The sequence below is a fragment of the Actinomadura xylanilytica genome, from assembly GCF_030283145.1.
In the GTDB taxonomy this organism is placed as follows: domain Bacteria; phylum Actinomycetota; class Actinomycetes; order Streptosporangiales; family Streptosporangiaceae; genus Spirillospora; species Spirillospora xylanilytica.
In genome coordinates, this window is the sequence record NZ_JASNWE010000003.1 from 486,616 (window position 1) to 506,254 (window position 19,639).

General features: G+C 73.8%; 24 protein-coding genes and 1 riboswitch. Of the genes, 11 read left to right on the forward strand and 13 right to left on the reverse strand.

Translation table 11 applies throughout. The annotated features are described in order from the left end of the window. Positions 1–36: 36 nt before the first annotated feature. From QP090_RS20045 to QP090_RS20065, 5 genes are all read right to left on the reverse strand, one after another. Positions 37–447 (reverse strand): hypothetical protein, encoded by a 411-nt coding sequence (locus QP090_RS20045; protein ID WP_285941380.1) that lies wholly within the window; start codon positions 445–447, stop codon positions 37–39. 635 nt (positions 448–1,082) lie between these two features. Further along, positions 1,083–1,493, reverse strand: a complete 411-nt coding sequence (locus QP090_RS20050) for a hypothetical protein (RefSeq protein ID WP_285940638.1) — start codon at positions 1,491–1,493, stop codon at positions 1,083–1,085. Then, entirely contained in the window at positions 1,490–2,302 is an 813-nt protein-coding gene (locus tag QP090_RS20055) for an aminoglycoside phosphotransferase/choline kinase family protein (protein WP_285940639.1), read from the reverse strand. The genes QP090_RS20050 and QP090_RS20055 overlap by 4 nt, the downstream gene beginning before the upstream one ends. 17 nt (positions 2,303–2,319) lie before the next feature. After that, complete coding sequence (locus QP090_RS20060; protein WP_285940640.1) at positions 2,320–2,562, reverse strand: UCP032817 domain-containing protein; 243 nt, start codon at positions 2,560–2,562, stop codon at positions 2,320–2,322. Between the two features lie 150 nt (positions 2,563–2,712). Continuing rightward, positions 2,713–3,075 carry a hypothetical protein gene (locus QP090_RS20065; RefSeq protein ID WP_285940641.1) on the reverse strand — a complete coding sequence of 121 codons (363 nt, stop codon included), beginning with the start codon at positions 3,073–3,075 and terminating at the stop codon, positions 2,713–2,715. A 63-nt stretch (positions 3,076–3,138) separates the two neighbouring features. Here QP090_RS20065 and QP090_RS20070 point away from each other — a divergent pair, with 63 nt between their 5' ends. Then, complete coding sequence (locus tag QP090_RS20070) at positions 3,139–3,849, forward strand: histidine phosphatase family protein (RefSeq protein WP_285940642.1); 711 nt, start codon at positions 3,139–3,141, stop codon at positions 3,847–3,849. 28 nt (positions 3,850–3,877) lie between these two features. Here QP090_RS20070 and QP090_RS20075 read toward each other — a convergent pair whose 3' ends face one another. Further along, complete coding sequence (locus QP090_RS20075; protein ID WP_285940643.1) at positions 3,878–5,236, reverse strand: helix-turn-helix domain-containing protein; 1,359 nt, start codon at positions 5,234–5,236, stop codon at positions 3,878–3,880. Positions 5,237–5,529: 293 nt separating this feature from the next. Between QP090_RS20075 and QP090_RS20080 the strand changes: the two genes are divergently transcribed. The 7 genes from QP090_RS20080 (at position 5,530) to QP090_RS20110 (ending at position 11,369) form a co-directional block, all read left to right on the forward strand. Next, positions 5,530–5,703: a hypothetical protein gene (locus tag QP090_RS20080; RefSeq protein WP_285940644.1), complete on the forward strand. Its 174-nt coding sequence runs from the start codon at positions 5,530–5,532 to the stop codon at positions 5,701–5,703. Between the two features lie 109 nt (positions 5,704–5,812). Beyond that, positions 5,813–6,457, forward strand: coding sequence for a hypothetical protein (locus tag QP090_RS20085; RefSeq protein ID WP_285940645.1), 645 nt, complete (start codon positions 5,813–5,815; stop codon positions 6,455–6,457). A gap of 29 nt (positions 6,458–6,486) precedes the next feature. Continuing rightward, a complete protein-coding gene (locus QP090_RS20090; protein ID WP_285940646.1) occupies positions 6,487–7,278 on the forward strand; it encodes an SDR family NAD(P)-dependent oxidoreductase in 792 nt (263 codons plus the stop codon). Next, positions 7,259–8,317, forward strand: coding sequence for a threonine aldolase family protein (locus QP090_RS20095; RefSeq protein WP_285940647.1), 1,059 nt, complete (start codon positions 7,259–7,261; stop codon positions 8,315–8,317). Before QP090_RS20090 ends, QP090_RS20095 begins: the two co-directional genes overlap by 20 nt. A 106-nt stretch (positions 8,318–8,423) precedes the next feature. Next, complete coding sequence (locus QP090_RS20100; RefSeq protein ID WP_285940648.1) at positions 8,424–9,620, forward strand: thiolase C-terminal domain-containing protein; 1,197 nt, start codon at positions 8,424–8,426, stop codon at positions 9,618–9,620. A 169-nt stretch (positions 9,621–9,789) separates the two neighbouring features. Further along, a complete protein-coding gene (locus QP090_RS20105; protein ID WP_285940649.1) occupies positions 9,790–10,671 on the forward strand; it encodes an oxygenase MpaB family protein in 882 nt (293 codons plus the stop codon). Positions 10,672–10,775: 104 nt separating this feature from the next. Next, the gene (locus tag QP090_RS20110; protein ID WP_285940650.1) at positions 10,776–11,369 is read left to right on the forward strand and encodes a TIGR03086 family metal-binding protein; all 594 of its coding nucleotides are present in this window, start codon (positions 10,776–10,778) and stop codon (positions 11,367–11,369) included. 43 nt (positions 11,370–11,412) lie between these two features. Here QP090_RS20110 and add read toward each other — a convergent pair whose 3' ends face one another. The 5 genes from add to QP090_RS20135 form a co-directional block, all read right to left on the reverse strand. Continuing rightward, positions 11,413–12,417, reverse strand: coding sequence for an adenosine deaminase (gene add, locus QP090_RS20115; protein WP_285940651.1), 1,005 nt, complete (start codon positions 12,415–12,417; stop codon positions 11,413–11,415). A 23-nt stretch (positions 12,418–12,440) separates the two neighbouring features. Then, entirely contained in the window at positions 12,441–13,283 is an 843-nt protein-coding gene (locus QP090_RS20120) for an amidohydrolase family protein (RefSeq protein ID WP_285940652.1), read from the reverse strand. Then, positions 13,280–13,846, reverse strand: coding sequence for a TetR/AcrR family transcriptional regulator (locus QP090_RS20125; RefSeq protein ID WP_285940653.1), 567 nt, complete (start codon positions 13,844–13,846; stop codon positions 13,280–13,282). Before QP090_RS20125 ends, QP090_RS20120 begins: the two co-directional genes overlap by 4 nt. A gap of 108 nt (positions 13,847–13,954) precedes the next feature. Further along, positions 13,955–14,281 (reverse strand): DMT family transporter, encoded by a 327-nt coding sequence (locus tag QP090_RS20130; protein WP_285940654.1) that lies wholly within the window; start codon positions 14,279–14,281, stop codon positions 13,955–13,957. A 35-nt stretch (positions 14,282–14,316) separates the two neighbouring features. After that, a riboswitch (guanidine-III (ykkC-III) riboswitch) is annotated at positions 14,317–14,385 on the reverse strand. Between the two features lie 81 nt (positions 14,386–14,466). Beyond that, positions 14,467–15,156 carry a LysR family transcriptional regulator gene (locus QP090_RS20135; protein WP_285940655.1) on the reverse strand — a complete coding sequence of 230 codons (690 nt, stop codon included), beginning with the start codon at positions 15,154–15,156 and terminating at the stop codon, positions 14,467–14,469. Positions 15,157–15,271: 115 nt separating this feature from the next. Here QP090_RS20135 and QP090_RS20140 point away from each other — a divergent pair, with 115 nt between their 5' ends. Then, on the forward strand, positions 15,272–16,099 hold the full coding sequence (locus QP090_RS20140; protein ID WP_285940656.1) for an SDR family oxidoreductase: 828 nt from the start codon (positions 15,272–15,274) through the stop codon (positions 16,097–16,099). Between the two features lie 56 nt (positions 16,100–16,155). On the opposite strand, the gene QP090_RS20145 is transcribed toward QP090_RS20140, so the two are convergent. Then, positions 16,156–17,016 (reverse strand): alpha/beta hydrolase family protein, encoded by an 861-nt coding sequence (locus tag QP090_RS20145; protein WP_285940657.1) that lies wholly within the window; start codon positions 17,014–17,016, stop codon positions 16,156–16,158. Positions 17,017–17,168: 152 nt separating this feature from the next. Here QP090_RS20145 and QP090_RS20150 point away from each other — a divergent pair, with 152 nt between their 5' ends. Together QP090_RS20150 and QP090_RS20155 are read left to right on the forward strand one after the other, a co-directional pair. Beyond that, on the forward strand, positions 17,169–18,344 hold the full coding sequence (locus QP090_RS20150; RefSeq protein ID WP_285940658.1) for a PucR family transcriptional regulator: 1,176 nt from the start codon (positions 17,169–17,171) through the stop codon (positions 18,342–18,344). 68 nt (positions 18,345–18,412) lie between these two features. Then, a complete protein-coding gene (locus tag QP090_RS20155; protein ID WP_285940659.1) occupies positions 18,413–19,018 on the forward strand; it encodes a dihydrofolate reductase family protein in 606 nt (201 codons plus the stop codon). Positions 19,019–19,203: 185 nt separating this feature from the next. On the opposite strand, the gene QP090_RS20160 is transcribed toward QP090_RS20155, so the two are convergent. After that, a complete protein-coding gene (locus QP090_RS20160) occupies positions 19,204–19,539 on the reverse strand; it encodes a hypothetical protein (RefSeq protein WP_285940660.1) in 336 nt (111 codons plus the stop codon). Positions 19,540–19,639: the final 100 nt, after the last annotated feature.

Sequence of the window (19,639 nt, forward strand, 5' to 3'; positions counted from 1 at the left end):
CCGCGCCGGACCGCGGACCGGCCGGCGCCCGCGTGGTCAGGCGCCCGCGCCGCCCTTCCCGAGCCCACCGCCCGTACGAGCCCCGCCGCTCGTACGGGCGGTGTACCAAAGCCAGAACAGGCCCACCAGCGGCAGCACCAGCGGTACGAACCCGTATCCGCGCCCGAAGCCGGACCAGACGGTCTCGTCGGGGAACGCCGCGGCGTCGGCCAGGCTCAGCGTGCCGATGACCAGTACACCGGCCAGCTCCACCGAGCACGCGGCGACTGCGACCCGGCGCGACGCCCGGCCGCCGAGGGCCAGTGCCACCGTGGCCAGCACGTAGACGGCCGCGGCCAGGGCCGATAGCGAGTAGGCGAGCGGCGCGTCGGAGAGGCGGGTGGCGATCTGCACCCCGGCGCGCGCCCCGGCGGCCAGCGCGAAGACCGCATAGACGGCGACCAGCAGCCGCCCGGGGCCAGTACCGGTGCCCCCGGGACCGGGGCCGGGGTCGCCTGGGACGGGGCCGGTGTCCGGGCGCGCGGGCTCAGACACCGGTTCCGGTCCAGATCTGGTTCATCCTGTACTCCCATGCTCTCTACCTGCCTCACCAGCAGCGACGCGAACAGATACCGAGTTCGGGGCACATCGCGGGCACACGCCTCACGCTTCATCCCGCAGAAACCTGTCGATGGCCTGTCGTCCACGCGCCGCCGCTGACGGCATCAGGTGACCGTACACCTTGAGTGTGAACCCGGGATCGTCGTGCCCCAGCCACTCGGCGAGAGTGCGGATGTCGACCCCCGACGCCAGGCACGCAGAGGCGAACGTGTGCCGTGGAACCCGTTCACCGATGTGGCTGGAGCACCCGCGGCGGCCCGCGCCTCGGTCCAGAGGATTTCGTACCGCTGCCGGTAGTAGGGCTGCCGGTTCCCCCTCTGGAACAGCAGCCGGACCGTGTGAGGTTCTCCGGCCGGGCTCCCCCACGAGAAGGGTGATTGTGGCGGGCGGCGCGGCGGGCGCCGGTCTCCGACCGGCATGCGAACGCCTCTGCTCTCCCGTTCTGGGAGTTGCGGGGGCGTTTTCGTGGCGCTAGATCGGGTTCACTGCATGCTGGGGGCACGGCCGAGAAGTGCCGCGGCCTCGACGATGTCCTGTCGGGGGAAGGTGACCGACACCCATGGACGGCCGCGCGCCTCCTCCGCGTGCAGCACCCAGCCCTGGTAGTCGCTGAGTGGCTGGAGCGCCTCCAGTAGCCGGGGTCCGTCCTCCATGCGGACCTTTAGCCAGGCCCGGCCCATCCGATCGGCCGCATGGCTCTCGCGCTCCTGGGGCGGTACTCGCGTCCCGCCGCCAAGGATCGCCTCTCCGAGGTCCTGACAGGCCAGGAGGGTCTCGAAGCCGTGCCGCCAGAGTTGGGTGAGGAGGGGGATCATCTCCAGGTCGATCTCCACCCGTTCGCCGCCCGGCGTCGTCATGGTCTGGGTGGGGTGGGTCTGCGTCCAGTCGGTCATGAGGGGCGCCCGGTGCGGTGCTCGGCCCAGCGGCGGGTGAGGTCTGCGTGCAGGGTCACCCATGCCTCTGGGGCCAGGCGGGCGGCGTGCTGTGCCCAGCGTGCGGCGAACGCTTGGGAGAACAGGTCGATGTGCGCGGGGTCGGCCGCGGTCCAGGAGGTGAACTGGGAGATCCAGTCTGCGGCCCCGGCGGGGGTGTGGCCGGCCTTGAGCAGCCAGGGCGTCAGCACGCCCAGTTCGACCCAGGCGGCGCCGCGGGCGGCGAACGCCCAGTCCACCACGCGGGCCTGCCCGTCTGGGGTGATGAGCAGGTTGTCGCTGTTCAGGTCGGTGTGCAGCAGGGCGTTCCCGGCCATCGGGGTCACGTCCTCGGCGACCGGCGCCCAGCGGCGCTCGACCCGCATCCGCACCTCGTCCGGGCACGGGGTGGTCTGCAACGACTGGAGGGTCTTGGCGAGGATCTCCAGGTCGGGTGAGCCGGGAGTGAAGTCGGCGTGCCGGCCGTCCACGTGCTCGAACCCGAGTGCGAGCCACCCCCCGGCCTCGGCCTGCCACAGAAGCCGGGGGGCGAACACGGTCACGTGCGGGTTGATAGCGGCCTCGTTGCGCAGCGACCAGACTTCGGCGCCGTCCTGATCGCCCAGCTTTCGTGCGGCCTTGATGAAGGTCCGCGCGGTCGTGGTGTGCAGGGTCACGGCGATCTCGGCGTGGTTGCCGGCGGGTGCCGGATCGATCCCGGTCACCTCGCCGGTGTGCGCCTGGACGGCGTCCCTGACCTCGGTGGGCAGGTCGGTCCACGTGCTGCGCATGGGTCGCCTTTCTCAGGTCAGACGCACGGTTGCGGAGGGCAGCAGCTTTCGCCGGTGTCCCAGAATTCCATGTCGACCGGGTAGCCGGTCGCGTGCAGCGCCGGGATGGTGCGGGCCATCGCGGCGCCTGAGCTGATGTCCTCGATCATGATGGGGACGTGGTGCAGGAACCGCCCGGCGATACGGTGGCAGAACTCCGCGTACTCGATGGTGTGCTCGATGAAGGCGTGCCATCCCGGGTCGACCGAGATGTCCGGCACGATCCGGATGGCGGGGTTGTCTGCGACGGCCTTGAGGCCCGATGATCGGGGCACATCCAGGGCACACGACCCCAGGATTCACCAGGGGGTAGCGGGGGAATGAGGGGGTGTCTGTGCTGCTCAGCGACCACCCCGCCGATTTCGCCGCAGCTAGGCCGCGGTCCCCGTCCAGATCTGGTTCATCCTGACGATCATCACGGCGACGGCGAGGCCCACGACCACGATCACGGCGGGCCCCCAGCGCGAGCGCTCCAGTGCCCCCCAGCCCGCCCCGGCGACGGGGATCAGCAGGGCGCCGAGCAGGTAGCCGGGGAAGGTGGCGCCGCCGGGCCCGGCACCGTCGGCGACCTTCACGAAGCCGAGCACCGCCTGCACGACGAGCAGGATCTCCAGGGCGCCGAGCGCGATCAGCTCGCCCCAGCCCATCGGACGGTCCCGCAGCGCGGCGACCAGGGCGTAGGCGGCGGTGAGCAGCGACACCACGATGATCACGGTGGCCAGGGCGTTCGTCACGGGAACACAGAGTACTACCGGTTGTAGAACAAGGGTGCCCCGGCGGCGTGGGAGCATGTCCGCGTGAATGCGCTCCAGTGGCTCAACCTGACCAGGCACGGTGAGAGCACCGGCAACATCGCGTACCGGACGGTGCTCGGCACCGACGCCGAGGAGACCGGGATATCCGAGCGCGACGCCGACGTCCCCCTGTCCGAGGCGGGCCGCAGGCAGGCTGAGTCGCTGGGCCGCTGGCTGGCCGCGCTCCCCGAGGACGAGCGGCCGACGACGGTGTTGGCCTCCCCGTTCGTGCGGACGCTGGACACCGCGCGGATCGCGCTGGCGCAGGCGCCGGACACGGCGTCCGGGCTGGAGATCCGCGTGGACGAGCGGCTCCGCGACCGCGACCAGGGGATGCTGGAGGGCCTGACCCCGACCGGCGTGCGGCGGCGCTTCCCCAGTGAGGCCGAGCGGCTGGCCCGCCTCGGCAAGTTCTACTACCGGCCGCCCGGCGGCGAATCCTGGGCGGACCTGGCGCTGCGGCTGCGCAGCCTCTACCGCGACGTGGCGTCCGACTCGACCGGCGGACGGGTGCTGGTGGTGACGCACGACGCGATCGTGGTCGTGACCCGTTACCTGGTGGAGGGGCTGTCCGAACGCGAGGTCCTCGAGATCGAGGGCGAGCCCGTCGCCAACTGCTCGGTCAGCCGGTGGCGCAACGACGGCCCGCGCCTCGGCCCGGTCTCCTACAACGACTGCACGCATCTCCTCGGTGCCGGCGCGGCCGCCGTCTGAGTGACCGCGGGCGCCACCGGACGCGGCATCAGGCGCCGTCGGCCTCTAGGAGGCGGGCGCTGCGCGAGGCGACCGCGGCCAGCCGCGGATCGCCGGCGGGTAGGACCGACCTGAGCCGTTCCAGCACCTCCAGGTCGGACCGGCCGGGGTCGGTCTGGGCGTAGGCCCACAGCGAGCCCGGCCCGCCGAGGTCGAGCACGTGCCCGCGGACGCCGACCGCGAGCTCGTCGCGTTCGGCACGGATGGCGGGCGCGTCGGAACGCGGCAGCAGCTCGCCCCGGTACAGGCGGACCGCCGAGGACACGTCACCCTCGTCCAGCAGCCGGCGCACGGTGAGGAAGTCGGCGTCGACCAGCGTGCACGCCAGCCGGTAGGGCTTGGCCTGCACCAGGCCGGCGAGCTGGCCGCGCAGCCGGTGGATCTCGGCGCGCACCGTGACGGGGCTGCCGTCCTCACCGTAGAGGTGCCAGGAGAGCCGGTCGGCGTTCAGCCCCTGCGGATGGAGCGCCAGCAGCGCGAGGATCTCGGCGTGCCGCAGCGTCAGCGGAACCTGCCGCCCGTCCAGGCGCGCGCTCGGCTGGTCGGTGCCGAGCAGCGAGAGGGTGAGCGGTCGCCGGTCCGCGCCGGACGGTGGGACGGGCCCGGCGCCGCGGCGGCCCGCGCCGCACGTCCGCGCCGTCCGCCCGGCGGGGTTCGCCCGGTCGTCGGGGACGCCCGGCAGGCGCAGCAGGAACACCTCGCCGAGGGGTTCGGCGAGCGCGGGCCGCCCGTCCGGGAGCTCGATCTGCGCGCCCGGGAAAGGGACGGGCAGACGGCGGCCGGTCCACCCGGCGGGCTCGGCGGCCAGGACTCGACCGGTGGCGGTGACCAGCACGCCGGGCTCGCCGCGCAGCGCCCGCAGGTGGGGCAGGAACCGTTCCCTGAGCCGGTCGTCGCGCCGCCGCATCGCCAGCTCGAGCCGGGCCTCGGCGAGCCGGGCCGTGGCGCTGACCAGCGCGGCCACCGCGGGGTGCGGTGCCCCGGCGCCGCCGGCTTCGACGCGGCCGATCACCCGTCCGGTGTCGGGGTCGGTGATCGGGACGCCGGACGCGCCGCCGGCGCGGCGCGGCCCGGGCGGGCGGCCGGGCGGCAGCACGCGGCCCGCGGCGTCGGTGAGCACCATCAGGTGCGCGGCGTCGCCCGCGATCTCGCGCAGCAGGCCGCGCAGCACCGGCGGGTACGGGTCGGGCTGCTGGACGGGCCGGACGCCGCCCGGCCCCGCCCCGCTACCGAGCGACGTGCCGCAGCCGGATCCGGACGCGGCCTCCAGCAGGTCGCCCAGCCCCGGTACGGGGCCGCCGGGCGGACGGAGCGCGTGGAGCGCCGATGACGCCGGATCCTGCACCATCACCTGTTCCCCCGCCCCGGATGAAGAAGCTTCGGATCGATTTGAGGATCGGCCTTAACCCATTACGGCGCAACCGCTTCCCAGGAACCGGTCACCCCGTGAGCCGACACACAGAGTAGTCGCTCGGTCGCAACGTGTTTGCAACCTCGGGGCGCCTAGCGTGCGGGGACACCGCCGGGAGCCGGTCCGGTCGCCCGAGGGGGACCCGCCTCCCCAAGCGCTTCCGGGGGGAGGCGCCGGGGGGCGCACGGGCCGGTACCCCGTCATGCCCGGCGGTCAGGGAAGGAATCACCATGTTGTGCCTGACCTGCCGGCGCGTGCGCCCGGCGGAGAACCGGACCGACTACACCAACGCACGCGCGCGGCTCATCGTGCTGCACGGGCTGTGCGTGTGCACCTACCCCGCCCTGCCCGGCACGGGCGGCGGGAGGATCGCCCGGCACCGGCCCGCGATCATGCCCCGGTGACGCCGCCGTACACCGGATCGACACCATCGGCCCATGTCCCGTTTCGACCTGATTCGCCTACAGTTCAAGGGGAATCCCCGCGTCAGGATCCCCAGGTACGAGGAGCATCATGGCCGTGTTCTCGGGTCCCGTCCGCCGCGCCACCGCCCAGGCGGAGCGCCGTTTGCGCGAGGGGCTCGGCCTCCTCCGCAGACTGGGCCGGGACCTGGAACGCACCGCGCGCCCCGAGCGGCCGGTGCCCGCGCACGAGGCGCGCATCCGGCGGCTGGAGGAAGTCCTGGCGGTCCAGGACGCCGGCCTGGTGGCGCTGCGCGCCGAGCTCGACTCGCTGGTCGCCCAGCTCAACGACCGGGTGCTCCCCCGCATCGACGAGCGGATGGACGACACCGAGCGCGACCTCGCCACCGTCGCCACCGCCCTGATCCGGACGGGCGAGGACACCGCGGCCGGCCGCACCCGCCTCGAGACGCTCGAAGGGCGCGTCTCGGATCTGCGGGAGAGGCTGGCGCGGGTGGAGCGGCGAGCCGGGCTGTGGCGCGACCTCCAGGCCACCATGGCCCGGCTCGGCGACGACGTCGACGCACTGCGGCCCCGGGTCGGCCCGCGCGTCCCCGACCCGGCTCCGAAGCCGGCACCGAGGCCCGCCGTGAAGCAGGCGCCCAAGCCCGTGTCCAAGCCGATGTCCGACCACACCGCCGAGCACGTCGCCGGGCACGCGGGCGAACGGGTCGGCGGCCCGGAGGCCCGCACCTGAGCATCCGGCCCGTCCGCGACAATGAGGGCATGGTCCTGACTGAGCCTTCGAACCCCCGGTCCCCCGTCCCGTCCGCCGGGCGGGTGGTCGTGGTGGCCGGCGCGAGCAGCGCCGCCGGGCAGGCGGTGGCGCGGCGCCTGGCCGCGGGCGGGACGCGCGTCGTCGCCGCCGCGCGCACGCCCCGCGAATGGCACGACCCGCTGATCGTCCCGGCCGCCGTCGACCTGCTCGACGCCGGCGCGACGCGTGCCTGGGCGGACGGCGTCGTCGCCGAGCACGGCCGGGTGGACGGGCTGGTCCACCTCGTCGGCGGCTGGCGCGGCGGCGCGTCGTTCGGCGACACCGACCTGGCCGACTGGGCGTTCCTGCACGACCAGCTGATCCGCACGCTGCAACACACCACGCTCGCGTTCCACGACGCGTTGCGGGGGGCGCCGCGCGGCCGGTTCGCGATCGTGTCGCAGCACGCCGCGCAGCGGCCGAGCCAGAACGCCGCCGCATACGCGACCGCGAAGGCGGCGGCCGAGGCGTGGACGCTGGCACTGGCCGACTCCTTCGCCACGCGCGCCGCGGGCACGGGCCCCGCCGACACGGGCCGGGCCGACACGGACACCGGCGCCACCGACACCGGCGACACGGGCGCCGCCGCCACCATCCTGGTCGTGCAGGCGCTGCTCACCGACGCGATGCGCGCGGAGAAGCCCGGCGCCCCCTTCACCGGCCTCACCCACGTCGACGACCTCGCGCAGGTCGTCGCGGGCCTGTGGGACAAGCCCGCCCGCGAACTGAACGGAGTCCGCCTTGACCTCTCCCGGCCCTGATCCCGCCGCCCGCGCCCGCGGGTTCGCCAGCGACAACCAGGCCGGCGTGCACCCCGAGATCCTCGCCGCGCTCACCGCGGCCAACGCGGGCCACCAGCCCGCCTACGGCGGCGACACGTCCACCGCGCGGCTGCGCGAGGTCGTGCGCGGGCACTTCGGCGAGCGCGCCGAGGTGTTCCCGGTGTTCAACGGGACCGGCGCCAACGTGGTGTCGCTCCAGGCGATGTCGGAGCGCTGGAGCGCGGTCGTCTGCCCCGAGTCGGCGCACATCAACACCGACGAGTGCGGCGCGGCCGAGAAGGTCGCCGGGCTGAAGCTGATCCCGGTGCCCGCGCCCGACGGGAAGCTGACGCCGGAGCTGATCGACCGCCACGCGCGCGGCTTCGGCAACCTACAGCGCGCCCAGCCGGCCGTCGTGTCGATCACCCAGAGCACCGAGGTCGGCACCGTCTACACCGCCGCCGAGATCGCGGCCGTCGCGGCGTGCGCGCACGAGCGCGGCATGCTCGTGCACATGGACGGGGCGCGGGTGGCCAACGCCGCCGCCGCGCTCGACCTGCCGCTGCGCGCGTTCACCACCGACGCCGGCGTGGACGTGCTGTCGTTCGGCGGCACCAAGAACGGGCTGCTGCTCGGCGAGGCGATCGTCGTGCTGAATCCGGATGCCGTCCGCGGCCTGGCGTACCTGCGCAAGGCGGGCATGCAGCTCGCGTCCAAGATGCGGTACGTGTCGGCGCAGCTCGTCGCGCTCCTCGAAGGCGACCTGTGGCTGCGCAACGCGCGGCACTCCAACGCGATGGCGCGGCGGCTGGCCGGCGCGGCGGGCCGGGTCCCCGGCGTCGAGATCCGGCGTCCCGTCGAGGCCAACGCGGTGTTCGCGGTCCTCCCGGCGGACGCGGCCGAGCGGCTGCGCAAGCGGTTCGCGTTCTACACCTGGGACGAGCGCACCGGCGAGGTCCGCTGGGTGTGCTCGTTCGACACCACCGAGGACGACGTCGACGCGTTCGCCGCCGCCATCGCCGAGGAGCTGTCCGGCTGACCCGCCGCCGGGGAGGGCGCCCCGGCGGCACGCACCCAAGCGAGCGCTCAGTTGGCTCGCGGGCTATCGTGGTGCCGAACTCGATTCGGTACAGGAGGCGAACCGGATGGCCAACCGCACCTTCGTCGTCGGCGTGGGCATGACCAAGTTCGAGAAGCCGGGCTCCCGCGACTGGGAGTACCCGGACATGGCCAAGGAGGCCGTCGGCAAGGCGCTGGAGGACGCGGGCGTCGCCTACGACCGGATCGAGCAGGCGTACGCGGGCTCGATGTACGGCGCGATGGGCCAGCGCGCCCTCTACGAGACCGGCATGACCGGCATCCCGGTGATGACCGTCGCGAACGCCTGCGCGACCGGGTCCAGCGCCCTGTTCCTGGCCAGGCAGGCGATCCGCGGCGGGCTGGCCGACTGCGTGCTCGCGCTCGGCATGGAGAAGATGCAGAAGGGGTCGCTCGGCGCGGGCGTCGGCAAGTCGAAGGTGACCATCGTCGACCACCACCTCAACTCGATGGTGGAGGGCCGCCCCTGGGAGATGGACAAGGCGCCGATGCCGCAGATGTTCGGCAACGCGGGCCGCGAGCACATGGAAAGGTACGGCTCGACGCCCGATCACTTCGCGTGGATCGGGTGGAAGAACCACAAGCACTCGGTGCACAACCCGTACGCGCAGTTCCAGGACGAGTACAGCCTGGACGACGTGAAGAACGCCACGATGATCTTCGACCCGCTGACCAAGCTCCAGTGCTCCCCCACCTCCGACGGCGCCGCCGCCGCGGTCGTGGTGAGCGAGCGGTTCGTCGACGAGCAGGGCCTGTGGGACCAGGCCGTCGAGATCGCCGGGCACCACATCGCCACCGACACCCCCGACAGCTTCGCCGACCACTCCTCCATCCAGGTGGTCGGGTTCGGCTGCTCGCAGCGCGCCGCCCGCAAGGCGATGGACGAGGCCGGGGTGGGCATCGACGACGTCGACGTGATCGAGCTGCACGACTGCTTCAGCGCCAACGAGCTCATCACCTATGAGGCGCTCGGCATGGCCGAGATCGGCGAGGCCCACAAGCTCGTCGACGACGAGGCCACCACCTACGGGGGCCGGTGGGTCGTCAACCCGTCCGGCGGGCTGATCTCCAAGGGCCACCCGCTCGGCGCCACCGGCATCGCCCAGTGCGCCGAGCTGACCTGGCAGCTGCGCGGGACGGCCGGCGGGCGGCAGGTCGAGAACGCCGGCGTCGCCCTCCAGCACAACATCGGCCTCGGCAGCGCCTGCGCCGTCGCGGTCTACACCAGGCCCGGCCGCCGCTGAGCGCCGCCGGCTGAGCCCGCCGCCGTCGCCTCCGGGCGGACGGGCGACGGCGGCGGACGGGCGGCGGCAGCGGGCGGACGACGGCAGCGGGCGGACGGCCTGACGTAAGACAAATCTTGACTCGCGTCTCACGCGCTTTATCCTGAGGGCAGACGTCCCTGGAGGTGCGATGCCCGCCCCGTCTCCCTTCCCCGCACCCCCGGCACCGCTCGGACCCGGCTCGCTGCTCTGGAAGTACGCCGCCGACCTGCGCTCCCTCCTCCCGGGCGCCGCCGCCGGGCTGATGCAGCTCCTGCACCCCGCGATCGGCGCCGGCGTCTCCGAGCACTCGGCGTTCTTCGACGCCCCGTTCGACCGGATCCACCGCTCGGTCCCGCAGATCTGGGCGACCATCCTCGCCCCGGACGGGGCGGCGCGCGGGCGCGGCATCCGCGACCTGCACCGCGCCATCGGCGGCGTGGACGAGCACGCCCGCCGCTACCACGCACTCGAACCCGAGACCTTCTGGTGGGCGCACGCCACGTTCACCTGGGAGATCTTCAAGGCGGCCGAGGTGTTCCATCCGCGCGCGCTGAGCGCGGAGGACCACGACCGGCTCTACGCCGAGACCGTCACGTGGTACTCCCGCTACGGCGTCAGCATGCGGCCCGTCCCGCCCGACTACGCCTCGTTCCAGAGCAAGTTCTGGCACATCTGCGCCAAGCGGCTGGAGCTGACCCCGGCGGCGGCACGGGCGCTCGACATCGCCAGGAGCGGCTCCGACACCGTCTCGCTGCTGCCCGTGGGCGGCCCCCTCGCCGAGCGGGCCGGCAAGATCGTCGCAGAGCGCCCGCTGCGGCTGGTCACCTTCGGCTGCATGCCGCCGATCGTCCGGGAGCGCTTCGGCATCCCGTGGGGCCCGCTCGACCAGGCCCGCTTCTCCGCGCTGGCGCTCGCCAACCGGCAGGGCTACCGGATGCTGCCGACCGGCGTGAACCACTGGGCGCTGCGCAGCATGCTCCGCTACATCGGCTCCCAGACCCGCGAACAGCGCTACCAGCCCGCCGCCTGAGCCGTCCGGAACCCCTGGTCCCGCTCCTGCCATCACCAAATGGAACGAATCATTCCGTTCTGATAGACTCGATGCAGCGCGGAACCACCCGAAGGGAACCGGATATGAGCGAGATCATCATTTCAGGATGGACCGTACTCGATGCCGCTCACCAGGCATTGCGTACGGCGGTGCGCGGCGTCCCGGCCGACGGCTGGACGCTGCCGACCCCCTGCGCGGACTGGACGGCGACGCAGGTGCTCCAGCACGCCGCGGGCGACCAGCTCGCCTACGCCGCCGCGATCACGGGCGGGCCCGGCCCCGGCTACGACCCGTTCAAGCCCTCCGGCGTCCTGGACCGGACCCCTCACGAGGTGACCGAGGAGGCGCTGAACACGACCGCGTCCGCCTGGGCCACCGTCGCCAAGGACGCGCCGGAGGTCACGACCCCGATCCCGCCGCACTCGATGTCCGGCGAGCTCGGGGCCGGCGCCGCCGGGCTGGACGCCGCCGTCCACGCCTGGGACATCGCCGTCGCGGCCGGCCTCCCGTCCCCGCTGACCCCCGAGCTGGCCCGGCCGCTGCTGAAGGTCGCGATGGAGCTCGTCGAACCGCTCCGGCAGTACGGCGTGTTCGGGCCGGCGCTCCCGGCGGGCCCCGACGACGCCGTCGCGGCGCTCCTGAGCTACCTCGGCCGCGACCCGCACTGGAAGCCCTGACCGCGACGCGCGACGGCGGCCGGCGCGGGAACCGGCCGCCGGCTCACGACGCGGCGCCCGCGTACGCCTCGTCCACGAACGTCGCGACGCGCGCCCGCACCGGCTCGGGCGCGAACGAGGCGGCCAGCGCGGCCCGGTTGACCTCGGCGAAGTCGGCGAGGGTCCAGCCGTGGACGTCTCGCAGCCGCTCGTACTCCTCGGTCAGCCGCACGCCGGTGACCGCCCGCGTGTCGGTGCTGATCCCGACCCGCACGCCCGCCTCGCGCAGCCGTCCCACCGGATGCTCGGCGAGCGAGGGCGCGGTGGAGGTCTGCACGTTGCAGGACGGGCAGACCTCCAGATGGACCCCTTCCTCCCTCAGCCGCGCGAGCAGCTCGGGGTCCTCGGCGCTGCGGACGCCGTGCCCGATGCGGCGGGTGCCCGTCTTGTCGAGGGCCTCCCGCACGCTGCCGGGACCGCCGGACTCCCCGGCGTGGACGGTCACGCCCAGTCCCCCGTCCCGGGCGTGCGCGAACGCCGGCACGTGCGGATCGAGCGGATGGGCGATCTCGTCACCGGCGATGTCGAGCGCGACCACCGGCCCCGAACGCGCGTGCCGGACGGCGAGCCGCGCGGTCTCCAGGCTGCGTCCGGCGTCGTAGTCGCGCAGCGTGCACAGGATCAGCCCGGCGTCGATACCGGTCGCCGCCGACTGCGCCGCCGTCTCCTCCGCCACGTGCGCGACGACCTGGTCGGCCGACAGCTCTCCGCCCTCGGTATGGACCAGGGGCGCGAAGCGCAGCTCGGCGTAGGCGATCCCGTCGCGGGACATCTGCTCGAAGACGTCCTGCACCGCGATCCGCAGCGCCCGCCCGCTCTGGAGCAGCGCACGGTAATGCAGGGTGTAGGTCAGGTAGTCCGCGAGGGACGCGCACTTCGGCGGCGCGACGAAGGTCCGGGCGTAGTGCTCGCGGGTGATCCTCGGGTCGATGCGCCGCGCCGCGTCGTAGCTCAGGCAGCAGTCGAGATGGCTGTGCAGCTCGACCTTGGGGAGGTTGGTGAGATCCATCCTCCGCACGCTAGTCATACGTATTACTGGACGCCAACCCGCTCCCCGACGCCGGACCCGGAGAAGAAGACCCGCCTGGCGTTGCCGGACAGGAACGCCTCCCGGGCCGCGTCGTCCAGCCCCAGCTCGGGCAGGCCCTTCAGGGCGCGGTCCGCGCTGATCATCGGGTGGTTGGTGCCGAACATGACCTTGTGCCGCCGGTCCTGCTTCATGTACGCGACCAGCTCGGGCGGGTAGCGCCGCACCGTGTACGCGGAGGTGTCGATGTAGACGTTGGGGTGCTTGCGGCAGACCGCGATCATCTCCTCGGTCCACGGGTAGCCGATGTGGCCGCCGACGATGACCAGGTCGGGGAAGTCCAGCGCCACCTGGTCGACGTACGGGATCGGCCGGCCCGTCTCGCTCGGCCGCAGCGGCCCGGTGTGCCCGACCTGCGTGCAGAACGGGACGCCGAGCTCGACGCACTCGGCGTACAGCGGGTAGTAGCGCCGGTCGGTCGGCGGCAGCTCCCACAGCCACGGCACGACCCGCAGCCCCACGAAGCCCAGCTCGGTCACGCACCGCCGCAGCTCCCGCACCGCCTCCATCGGCTTGCGCAGGTCGACCGACGCGACCCCGCGCAGCCGCCCCGGCGCCGCCGCGACGGACGCGGCCACCTCGTCGTTGCTCACCAGCGCGCCCTCCGGGCCGTACCAGGCGCTGATCAGGCCGACGTCGATGTTCCCCGCGTCCATCGCGGCCACCGTCACCTCGACCGGGACCTCCTCCTTCGGCGGCTCCTGCCCCGTCCACCGCCAGAGCGAGTCGAGCATCTCGTGGTTCAGGAACCGCACCGTGCCGTGCTGCATCCAAGCGTCGATGATCATTGTGATCCTCCTAGCGACCGCCATGCGGCCTCGCTCAACGTGCCGATCTGTTCGTCCCCGGGGAGCGGGATCTCGCCGTTCAGCCAGAGCCGGCACAGCTCGTGCGCCGGTCCGAGCCACAGCACGAGCGAGGTGACGCGGTCCAGCTCGGGCAGCGCCCCGTGGTGGACGTGGACCCGCCACCAGCCGAGCACCTCGCCGAAGAACGCCCGGTTGCGCGTCTTCAGCTCGGCGCCCAGAGGCTGCCTCTCGGTGAACAGGAACCGCGCCCGGTCGGGGTTCTGCACGCACCACCGCACGTGAAAGGCGACCATCGCGGTCACTCCCTCGCGGGCGCTCTCGTGCCTCCGCAACTCCACGACGAACGCGTCCTGGTACAGGGAGATGCAGTCAAGGAACAGCGCCCCCGCGACCTGTTCCTTGCCCGCAAAGTGGTGGTAGAAGCTGCCGACACTGACCCCGCTCGCCGCACGCAGCCGGCTCAGGGTCGTGCCCGCCACCCCGTCCCGCCCGAACAGCTCCAGGGCCGCCCGCAGGATCCGGTCCCGCCCCGCCTCGCTCACAGAACATTATTCTGGTGCCCTAGAACATAATTCTGCAAGTCCGATCGGGAGGGACGGCCGGCACGGCCGCGCCGGCGACCCGCATCCGCCGGGTCAGGGAGGGGCGCCTCAGTGCGCGCCGCCGCCGGCGAGGTTGAGGCCGACGACGCCGACGATGATGAGCGCGAGGGCGCCGATCTTGAGGGCGGAGACCTGGTCGCCCATCAGCAGCATGCCGAGCGCGGCGGTGCCGACCGCGCCGATGCCGACCCACACCGCGTACGCGGTGCCGACGTCCAGGGTCTTGAGGGCGAAGTTGAGCAGGCCGAAGCTGATGGCGGCGAAGGCCAGGAAGCCGACCGCGGGCAGCGGCTCGGAGAAGCCCTTGCTGGCCTTGAGACAGAGGGCCATTGCGACCTCGAAGAGGCCGGCGACGACGACGAGGATCCATGCCATGGTGCACACTCCCGGACGGGACGAGACGACAACGTCACGCGTCGTCTTGGCTTGCCGGGTACGGCGCGTACTCCTCGTCCGGGAGGGCGGCTCGCGCCCTCACCGGTGCCAACGGCCCGCCGCCGCCCCTTGTTCCCCCCGGCGCCGACCGGACGGGTCTCGGCCGGCGAAGCCCCCGTCCGGGATCAGGGTTCCAGACCGGGGGGCGCGAACGCGCCGGTGTCGCGGAGCTCGCGGACCACGGCGACCAGGGCGGCGACCGCGTCGCCGGCGTCGCCCCGCCGCCATACGAGGCCGTCCCTCGGGATCAGGACGAGCGGCCGGCGCGACAGGCGGGCCGGGTCGACGGCGGCCCCGGCGGCGAGCGGATGGCCGGCCGCGAGCGTGGCCACCAGCGGCTCGCGGGCGACCGGCAGGACCGCGAGGCCGGGGGCCTGGTCGGGCTCCCAGCCGAAGGCGAGGTCGAGCCGGTGCTCGGCGAGGGCGGCGAGCTGGTCGGGCGTGGTCATCGGCCGGGGCAGCACCCGGACGGACGGCGCCCGGGGCACCGCGAGCTGGAACAGCCGCGGGCCGATGTCCTCGGCGTACCCGACCCTGACCTCTCCGGCGTGCCCGTGCGCGGCGCGGCGGCCGACCTCGAGGGCGTGCCCGGCGGCGTCCAGGACGCGCCGGGCCTCGGGCAGGAACGCCTCACCGGCGGCGGTGAGCGCGACCCGGCGGCTGGTGCGGGCGAACAGCGGGGCGCCCAGCTCCCGCTCCAGGCGGCGGATCTGCTCGCTGACCGACTGCTGGGCCACCCGCATCCGCGCGGCGGCCCGCCCGAAGTGCAGTTCCTCCGCGACGGCGACGGCGTACTCGAGCTGGCGAAGGTCCACAGCGCTCCGATCGACAGGCCCCGCCTGTCGACCGTACCCGTCCTGGTCGTTGATCCGGGCGGGCGCGGGCGGCTGAATGGAGGGCACATCCCTGCGATCCCCTGGAGTCGATCCCATGAAGACCTGGTTCATCACCGGCACATCGCGCGGTTTCGGCCGGGAGCTGACCGAGCGGCTGCTCGCGCGGGGCGACCGCGTCGCGGCCACGCTGCGCGCGCCGGAGCGGCTGGCGGGCCTTCAGGCCGAGCACGGCGAGCGGCTGTGGGTCCGCGGGCTGGACGTGACCGACACCGCCCGGCTGCGCGCGGTGGTGGACGCGGCGTTCGCCGACCTCGGCCGGATCGACGTCGTGGTCTCCAACGCCGGTTCCGGCGTCTTCGGGGCGGCCGAGGAGCTCACCGACGCCGACGTGGACGATCTGATCGCCACCAATCTCACCGGGTCCATCCAGCTCGCCCGCGCGGTCGTGCCGCACCTGCGCGCCCAGGGCGGGGGCCGCATCGTGCAGGTCTCCAGCATGGGCGGGCACATCGGCTTCCCCGGCTTCTCCCTCTACCACGCCACGAAATGGGGGGTCGAGGGGTTCTTCGAGGGGTTCTTCGAGGCGTTCGCCCGGGAGGTCGAGCCGTTCGGCGTCCGCACCACGCTGGTCGAGCCCGGTATGATCCGCACCTCTTTCTACGCGGCCGTGGGCCGGGCGGAGGTGCACCCCGCGTACGCGGACGATCCGGGCATCGCACGGGGCGACATCCCGCTGGAGGACATGCCCGGTGACCAGGCGAAGGTGGTCGCGGCGATGATCGACGTCGCCGAGGCCGCCGATCCGCCCCGGCGGCTGCTGCTGGGCTCGGACGCCTACGCCCTGGTGCACGCCGCGATGGTCGAGCGCCTCGCGGCCGTCGAGGCCCAGAAGGACGTGGCGTACTCCACCGACGTCGGCTAGCACCGCCCAGGCGGAGGCCGCCGGGCCCGCCGTCGCGCGGGGCCCGGCGGCGCCGGTCAGGAGGCGGGGATCTGGAGCGCCTCGGCGTTGCGGCGGACGTCCGACCAGGCGGAACCGGTGCAGACCGAGCAGCTCGGGCCGAAGAACTCGCCGCGCGCCTGCTCGTCGCCCATCAGGTGGAAGCGGAACCACGCGGTGGTGACACCGCGGAACCCGCCGCCGTCGCCGACGGTGGTGAAGTGGTCGGCGCCCTTCAGCTCCGCGTACACCGCGGGGACACGGCCCGCGGAGTCGTAGAACGCGCGGACGAGCGCGGGCCAGACGATGGAGTCCCGCTGCCCGGCGAGGAACAGCGCGGGCCCGTGCAGGCCGGACGTGGTGGCGAGCGGTCCGGGCTGGATCGGGGCGATGGCGTCCACGCGCGGATCGGCGGCGGCGTTGATCGCGCCGGCCGCGCCCTGGGAGTGCCCGCTCGCGCCGACGTGCGCCAGGTCGATGCGGCCGTGGAACGGGCTGCCCGCGTCGCCGTCGAGCCGGGCCAGCCGGTCGATGCCCGCCCGCATGGACAGGCCCGTGTCGGCCTGCGTCGAGTTGGACGCGGCCACGACGAACCCGTGGCTCGCCCAGTGGATCAGCAGGTCGCGGTAGACGACCGGGAAGGCGAACGACCCGTTCCCCCAGATGATCACGGGATGGCGCAGCGCGCTCTGGCCGATGTCGCGCGGGTAGTAGAACGTCGTGACGGCCTCGACCTTCACCGCCACCGCGTACGGGCCGGGGCTCGACCAGGCGCCGTCCACCGGCGGGAAGCCGGTTGCGGCGGACGCGGGCGGAGCGGTGGCGGGCAGGGCGAGCGCGACGGCCGACAGGAACGTCGCGAACGCGAGCAGGAGGCGTCTGGCGGGATTTCGGGGCATGGCCGGTCTCCTTCGGAAGCGGCGACGCGGAGGTGTGCGGGCGCACGCCCGGCATCGTCTGATCGCACATCCTGGACGACGCCGGGCGGCCGGTCTGTCCGCAATCGCCGCAACGTTTGCCGTCCGGCGTTGTGCAATGTCACGATCCCGGCATGACACCGGCACGGGACGGTCTGCACGCGCGGATCGCCGGACGGCTCCCGGAGATCACCGACGCGGTGCTGCGGCGGTGCGCGGCCGAGGTCCCCTTCTACGGGCGGCTTCCCGAGGAGGTCATCGAAGGCGAGGTCCGGCGCTCGGTCGAGGCGAGCGTGCTGTTCTTCCTGCGGATGCTGCGGCCGGGGCACGGGCCGGGGGCCGGGGAGGTCACCGAGGTCGTGGCGTGGTCGGCGCGCCGGGCGGCGGAGCGGGTCCCGCTGGAGGCCGCGCTCGCCGCCCACCTGGTCGGCGCCGAGGTGCTGTGGCGGGCGCTCGCCGAGACCACGGCCGGCGACGCCGCCGGGCTCGACGCGGCCGGTGACGCCCTGCTCCGCCATATCCGGCACATGATCCCCGCGGTCGCGCTCGCGCACCTGGAGGAACAGCAGCGCGGCCAGGCGGAGGCGCGGGAGGCGCACCGCGCGCTGGTCGACGCGCTGCTCGCGGGCCGGCCCGCGCTCGCCCTGGCCGAGGCGGCCGGGGTCCCGCTCGCCCCGTCCCACCTGGTGGTGGTCGTCCGGCCGGACGGCCCCCCGGTGCCGGGCGGGACGGCCCGCCGGTTGCAGTCGGCGCTGGACGGGCTCACCGGCACCAAGGTCCTCACCGCCCTGGACGCCACCGGCGGCACGGTGCTGCTGCCGTCCGCCCCCGGCTCGACCGGCCTCGACATGGCCGGCCTCCCGGACCTGCTCGCCCGGCTCGGCGAGGCCGTCGGACGGCCGCTGGTCGCCGCCGCGGCGGTCGCCGAGGACCACGGCGCGGTCGCGGCCGGCGCCGCCGAGGCCGGCCGGGTGATGGACATCGTGCGGCGGCTCGGCCGTCCCCCCGGGCTGTACCGGTTCGAGGACGTGGTGCTGGAGTACCAGCTCGCCCGCCCCGGCCCCGGCCTCGCCGTGCTCGCCGCCAAGCTCGACCGGCTCGCCGAGCGGCCCGAGCTGATGGACACCCTGCGGGCGTTCGTGCGGCACGGCCACAACCGCAGCCGGACGGCCAAGGACCTGCACGTCCACCGCAACACGCTGGACTACCGGCTGCGCAAGGTGGCCGCCCTGACCGGCCTCGACCCCGGCGTCCCGGGCGGGGCGCGCCTGCTGGACGCCGCGGTCATCGCCCAGGACCTGCTCCCGTAGCGGCCGATGAGTTCCGGCCCGGCCGCGGGTCGGCACCACGACGAACGGAACGAGCAGAGGAGCCGGGCATGGGCAACGTCATTGTCGATCTCACCGTGTCGCTGGACGGATTCGTCGCCGGCGGCGGCGACGGCCCCGGCCTCCCCCTCGGCCGGGGTGGGGAGCTGCTGTTCCCCTGGATGAACGCCGGCCCGGAGGCCAACCGCACCGAGAGCGGGTTCACGCCGCCGGACGCGAGCAAGGTGGTGATCGACGAGTGGACGGACGACTGCGGCGCCCTGGTCAGCGGCCGGCGCACGTTCGACATCGCCGGCGGCTGGAAGGACGGCCACCCGATCGACGTGCCGATCTTCGTCGTCACCCACCGGGCGCCGCCGGAGGGCGAGTGGAGCCCGCGCGTCTCGTTCGTGACCGCCGGCACCGGCCGGGCCCTCGACCTGGCGCTGGAGGCGGCCGGCGACCGGAAGGTGTCGGTGTGCTCGGCGGACGTCGTCCAGCAGGTGCTCCGCGCCGGGCGGCTCGACGAGATCCACCTCAACGTCGTCCCCCTCCTCCTCGGCTCGGGCGTGCGCCTCTTCGACCACCTCGGTCCCGACCCGGTCCGGCTGGAGCAGACCAGGACCATCGGATCGGAGGGCGTCACCCACCTCCGCTACCGCGTCCTCAAGGACTAGGGTGCGTTTCAAAAGTCCCGGCCTGCGGCGCTCGCCTGGCGGCTCGTGCCTTACCGGGCCTTGGCGAGCGCGGCATCGCTTCGCGATCCGCCCGCTGAGGCTCGCCTCCGGCATCGCCCCACCGTGCGGGTATCGCGCTCGCGCGACGGCTGAGGCACTGTGAGCAGGCCCTAAGCGGTGGACGGTCATCGGCGGCGCCGGGACAGCCGGGTGGCAATGTGGTCCATCGTGGTGCCGTCGGGGTTCCAGCCGCGCTGGAGGAGCGCGGTGAGCAGGGCCTCCAGGTACGGGACCGGACGGGCCAGGAAGTCCTTGGTGACGGGAATGATCTCCCAGCCCATCTCGGTGGCGAGCCAGCGGCGGCGGCGTTCGTCGCGGGCCCGGTTCGCGCGGCCGGTGTGGTGCCGCTCGCCGTCGTACTCCAGGCCCACCCGGAACGCCTCGTATCCGAGGTCGACGTACAGCCGTTCGCCGCGCGGGCCCATCGCCGGGACCTGGGTCTGCGGCCGGGGGAAGCCCACGTCGACCACGGTGACCCGCGTCCAGCTCCTGCCCGCCCGGCGGGCCCGCCGGAAGGGGGCCGACGAACTGTGGATAACTCTCGCGGCGCCTCGAAAACCG

Bases quoted from the DNA above. Each gene is read 5' to 3' on its own strand.
- QP090_RS20085 (WP_285940645.1), top strand. From the start codon at position 5,813: ATGGCCGTGTTCTCGGGTCCCGTCCGCCGCGCCACCGCCCAGGCGGAG.
- QP090_RS20100 (WP_285940648.1), top strand. From the start codon at position 8,424: ATGGCCAACCGCACCTTCGTCGTCGGCGTGGGCATGACCAAGTTCGAG.
- QP090_RS20090 (WP_285940646.1), top strand. From the start codon at position 6,487: ATGGTCCTGACTGAGCCTTCGAACCCCCGGTCCCCCGTCCCGTCCGCC.
- add (WP_285940651.1), bottom strand. From the start codon at position 12,417: ATGGATCTCACCAACCTCCCCAAGGTCGAGCTGCACAGCCATCTCGAC.
- QP090_RS20155 (WP_285940659.1), top strand. From the start codon at position 18,413: ATGGGCAACGTCATTGTCGATCTCACCGTGTCGCTGGACGGATTCGTC.
- QP090_RS20105 (WP_285940649.1), top strand. From the start codon at position 9,790: ATGCCCGCCCCGTCTCCCTTCCCCGCACCCCCGGCACCGCTCGGACCC.
- QP090_RS20110 (WP_285940650.1), top strand. From the start codon at position 10,776: ATGAGCGAGATCATCATTTCAGGATGGACCGTACTCGATGCCGCTCAC.
- QP090_RS20140 (WP_285940656.1), top strand. From the start codon at position 15,272: ATGAAGACCTGGTTCATCACCGGCACATCGCGCGGTTTCGGCCGGGAG.
- QP090_RS20130 (WP_285940654.1), bottom strand. From the start codon at position 14,281: ATGGCATGGATCCTCGTCGTCGTCGCCGGCCTCTTCGAGGTCGCAATG.
- QP090_RS20145 (WP_285940657.1), bottom strand. From the start codon at position 17,016: ATGCCCCGAAATCCCGCCAGACGCCTCCTGCTCGCGTTCGCGACGTTC.
- QP090_RS20055 (WP_285940639.1), bottom strand. From the start codon at position 2,302: ATGCGCAGCACGTGGACCGACCTGCCCACCGAGGTCAGGGACGCCGTC.
- QP090_RS20080 (WP_285940644.1), top strand. From the start codon at position 5,530: ATGTTGTGCCTGACCTGCCGGCGCGTGCGCCCGGCGGAGAACCGGACC.
- QP090_RS20120 (WP_285940652.1), bottom strand. From the start codon at position 13,283: ATGATCATCGACGCTTGGATGCAGCACGGCACGGTGCGGTTCCTGAAC.
- QP090_RS20075 (WP_285940643.1), bottom strand. From the start codon at position 5,236: ATGGTGCAGGATCCGGCGTCATCGGCGCTCCACGCGCTCCGTCCGCCC.
- QP090_RS20150 (WP_285940658.1), top strand. From the start codon at position 17,169: ATGACACCGGCACGGGACGGTCTGCACGCGCGGATCGCCGGACGGCTC.
- QP090_RS20050 (WP_285940638.1), bottom strand. From the start codon at position 1,493: ATGACCGACTGGACGCAGACCCACCCCACCCAGACCATGACGACGCCG.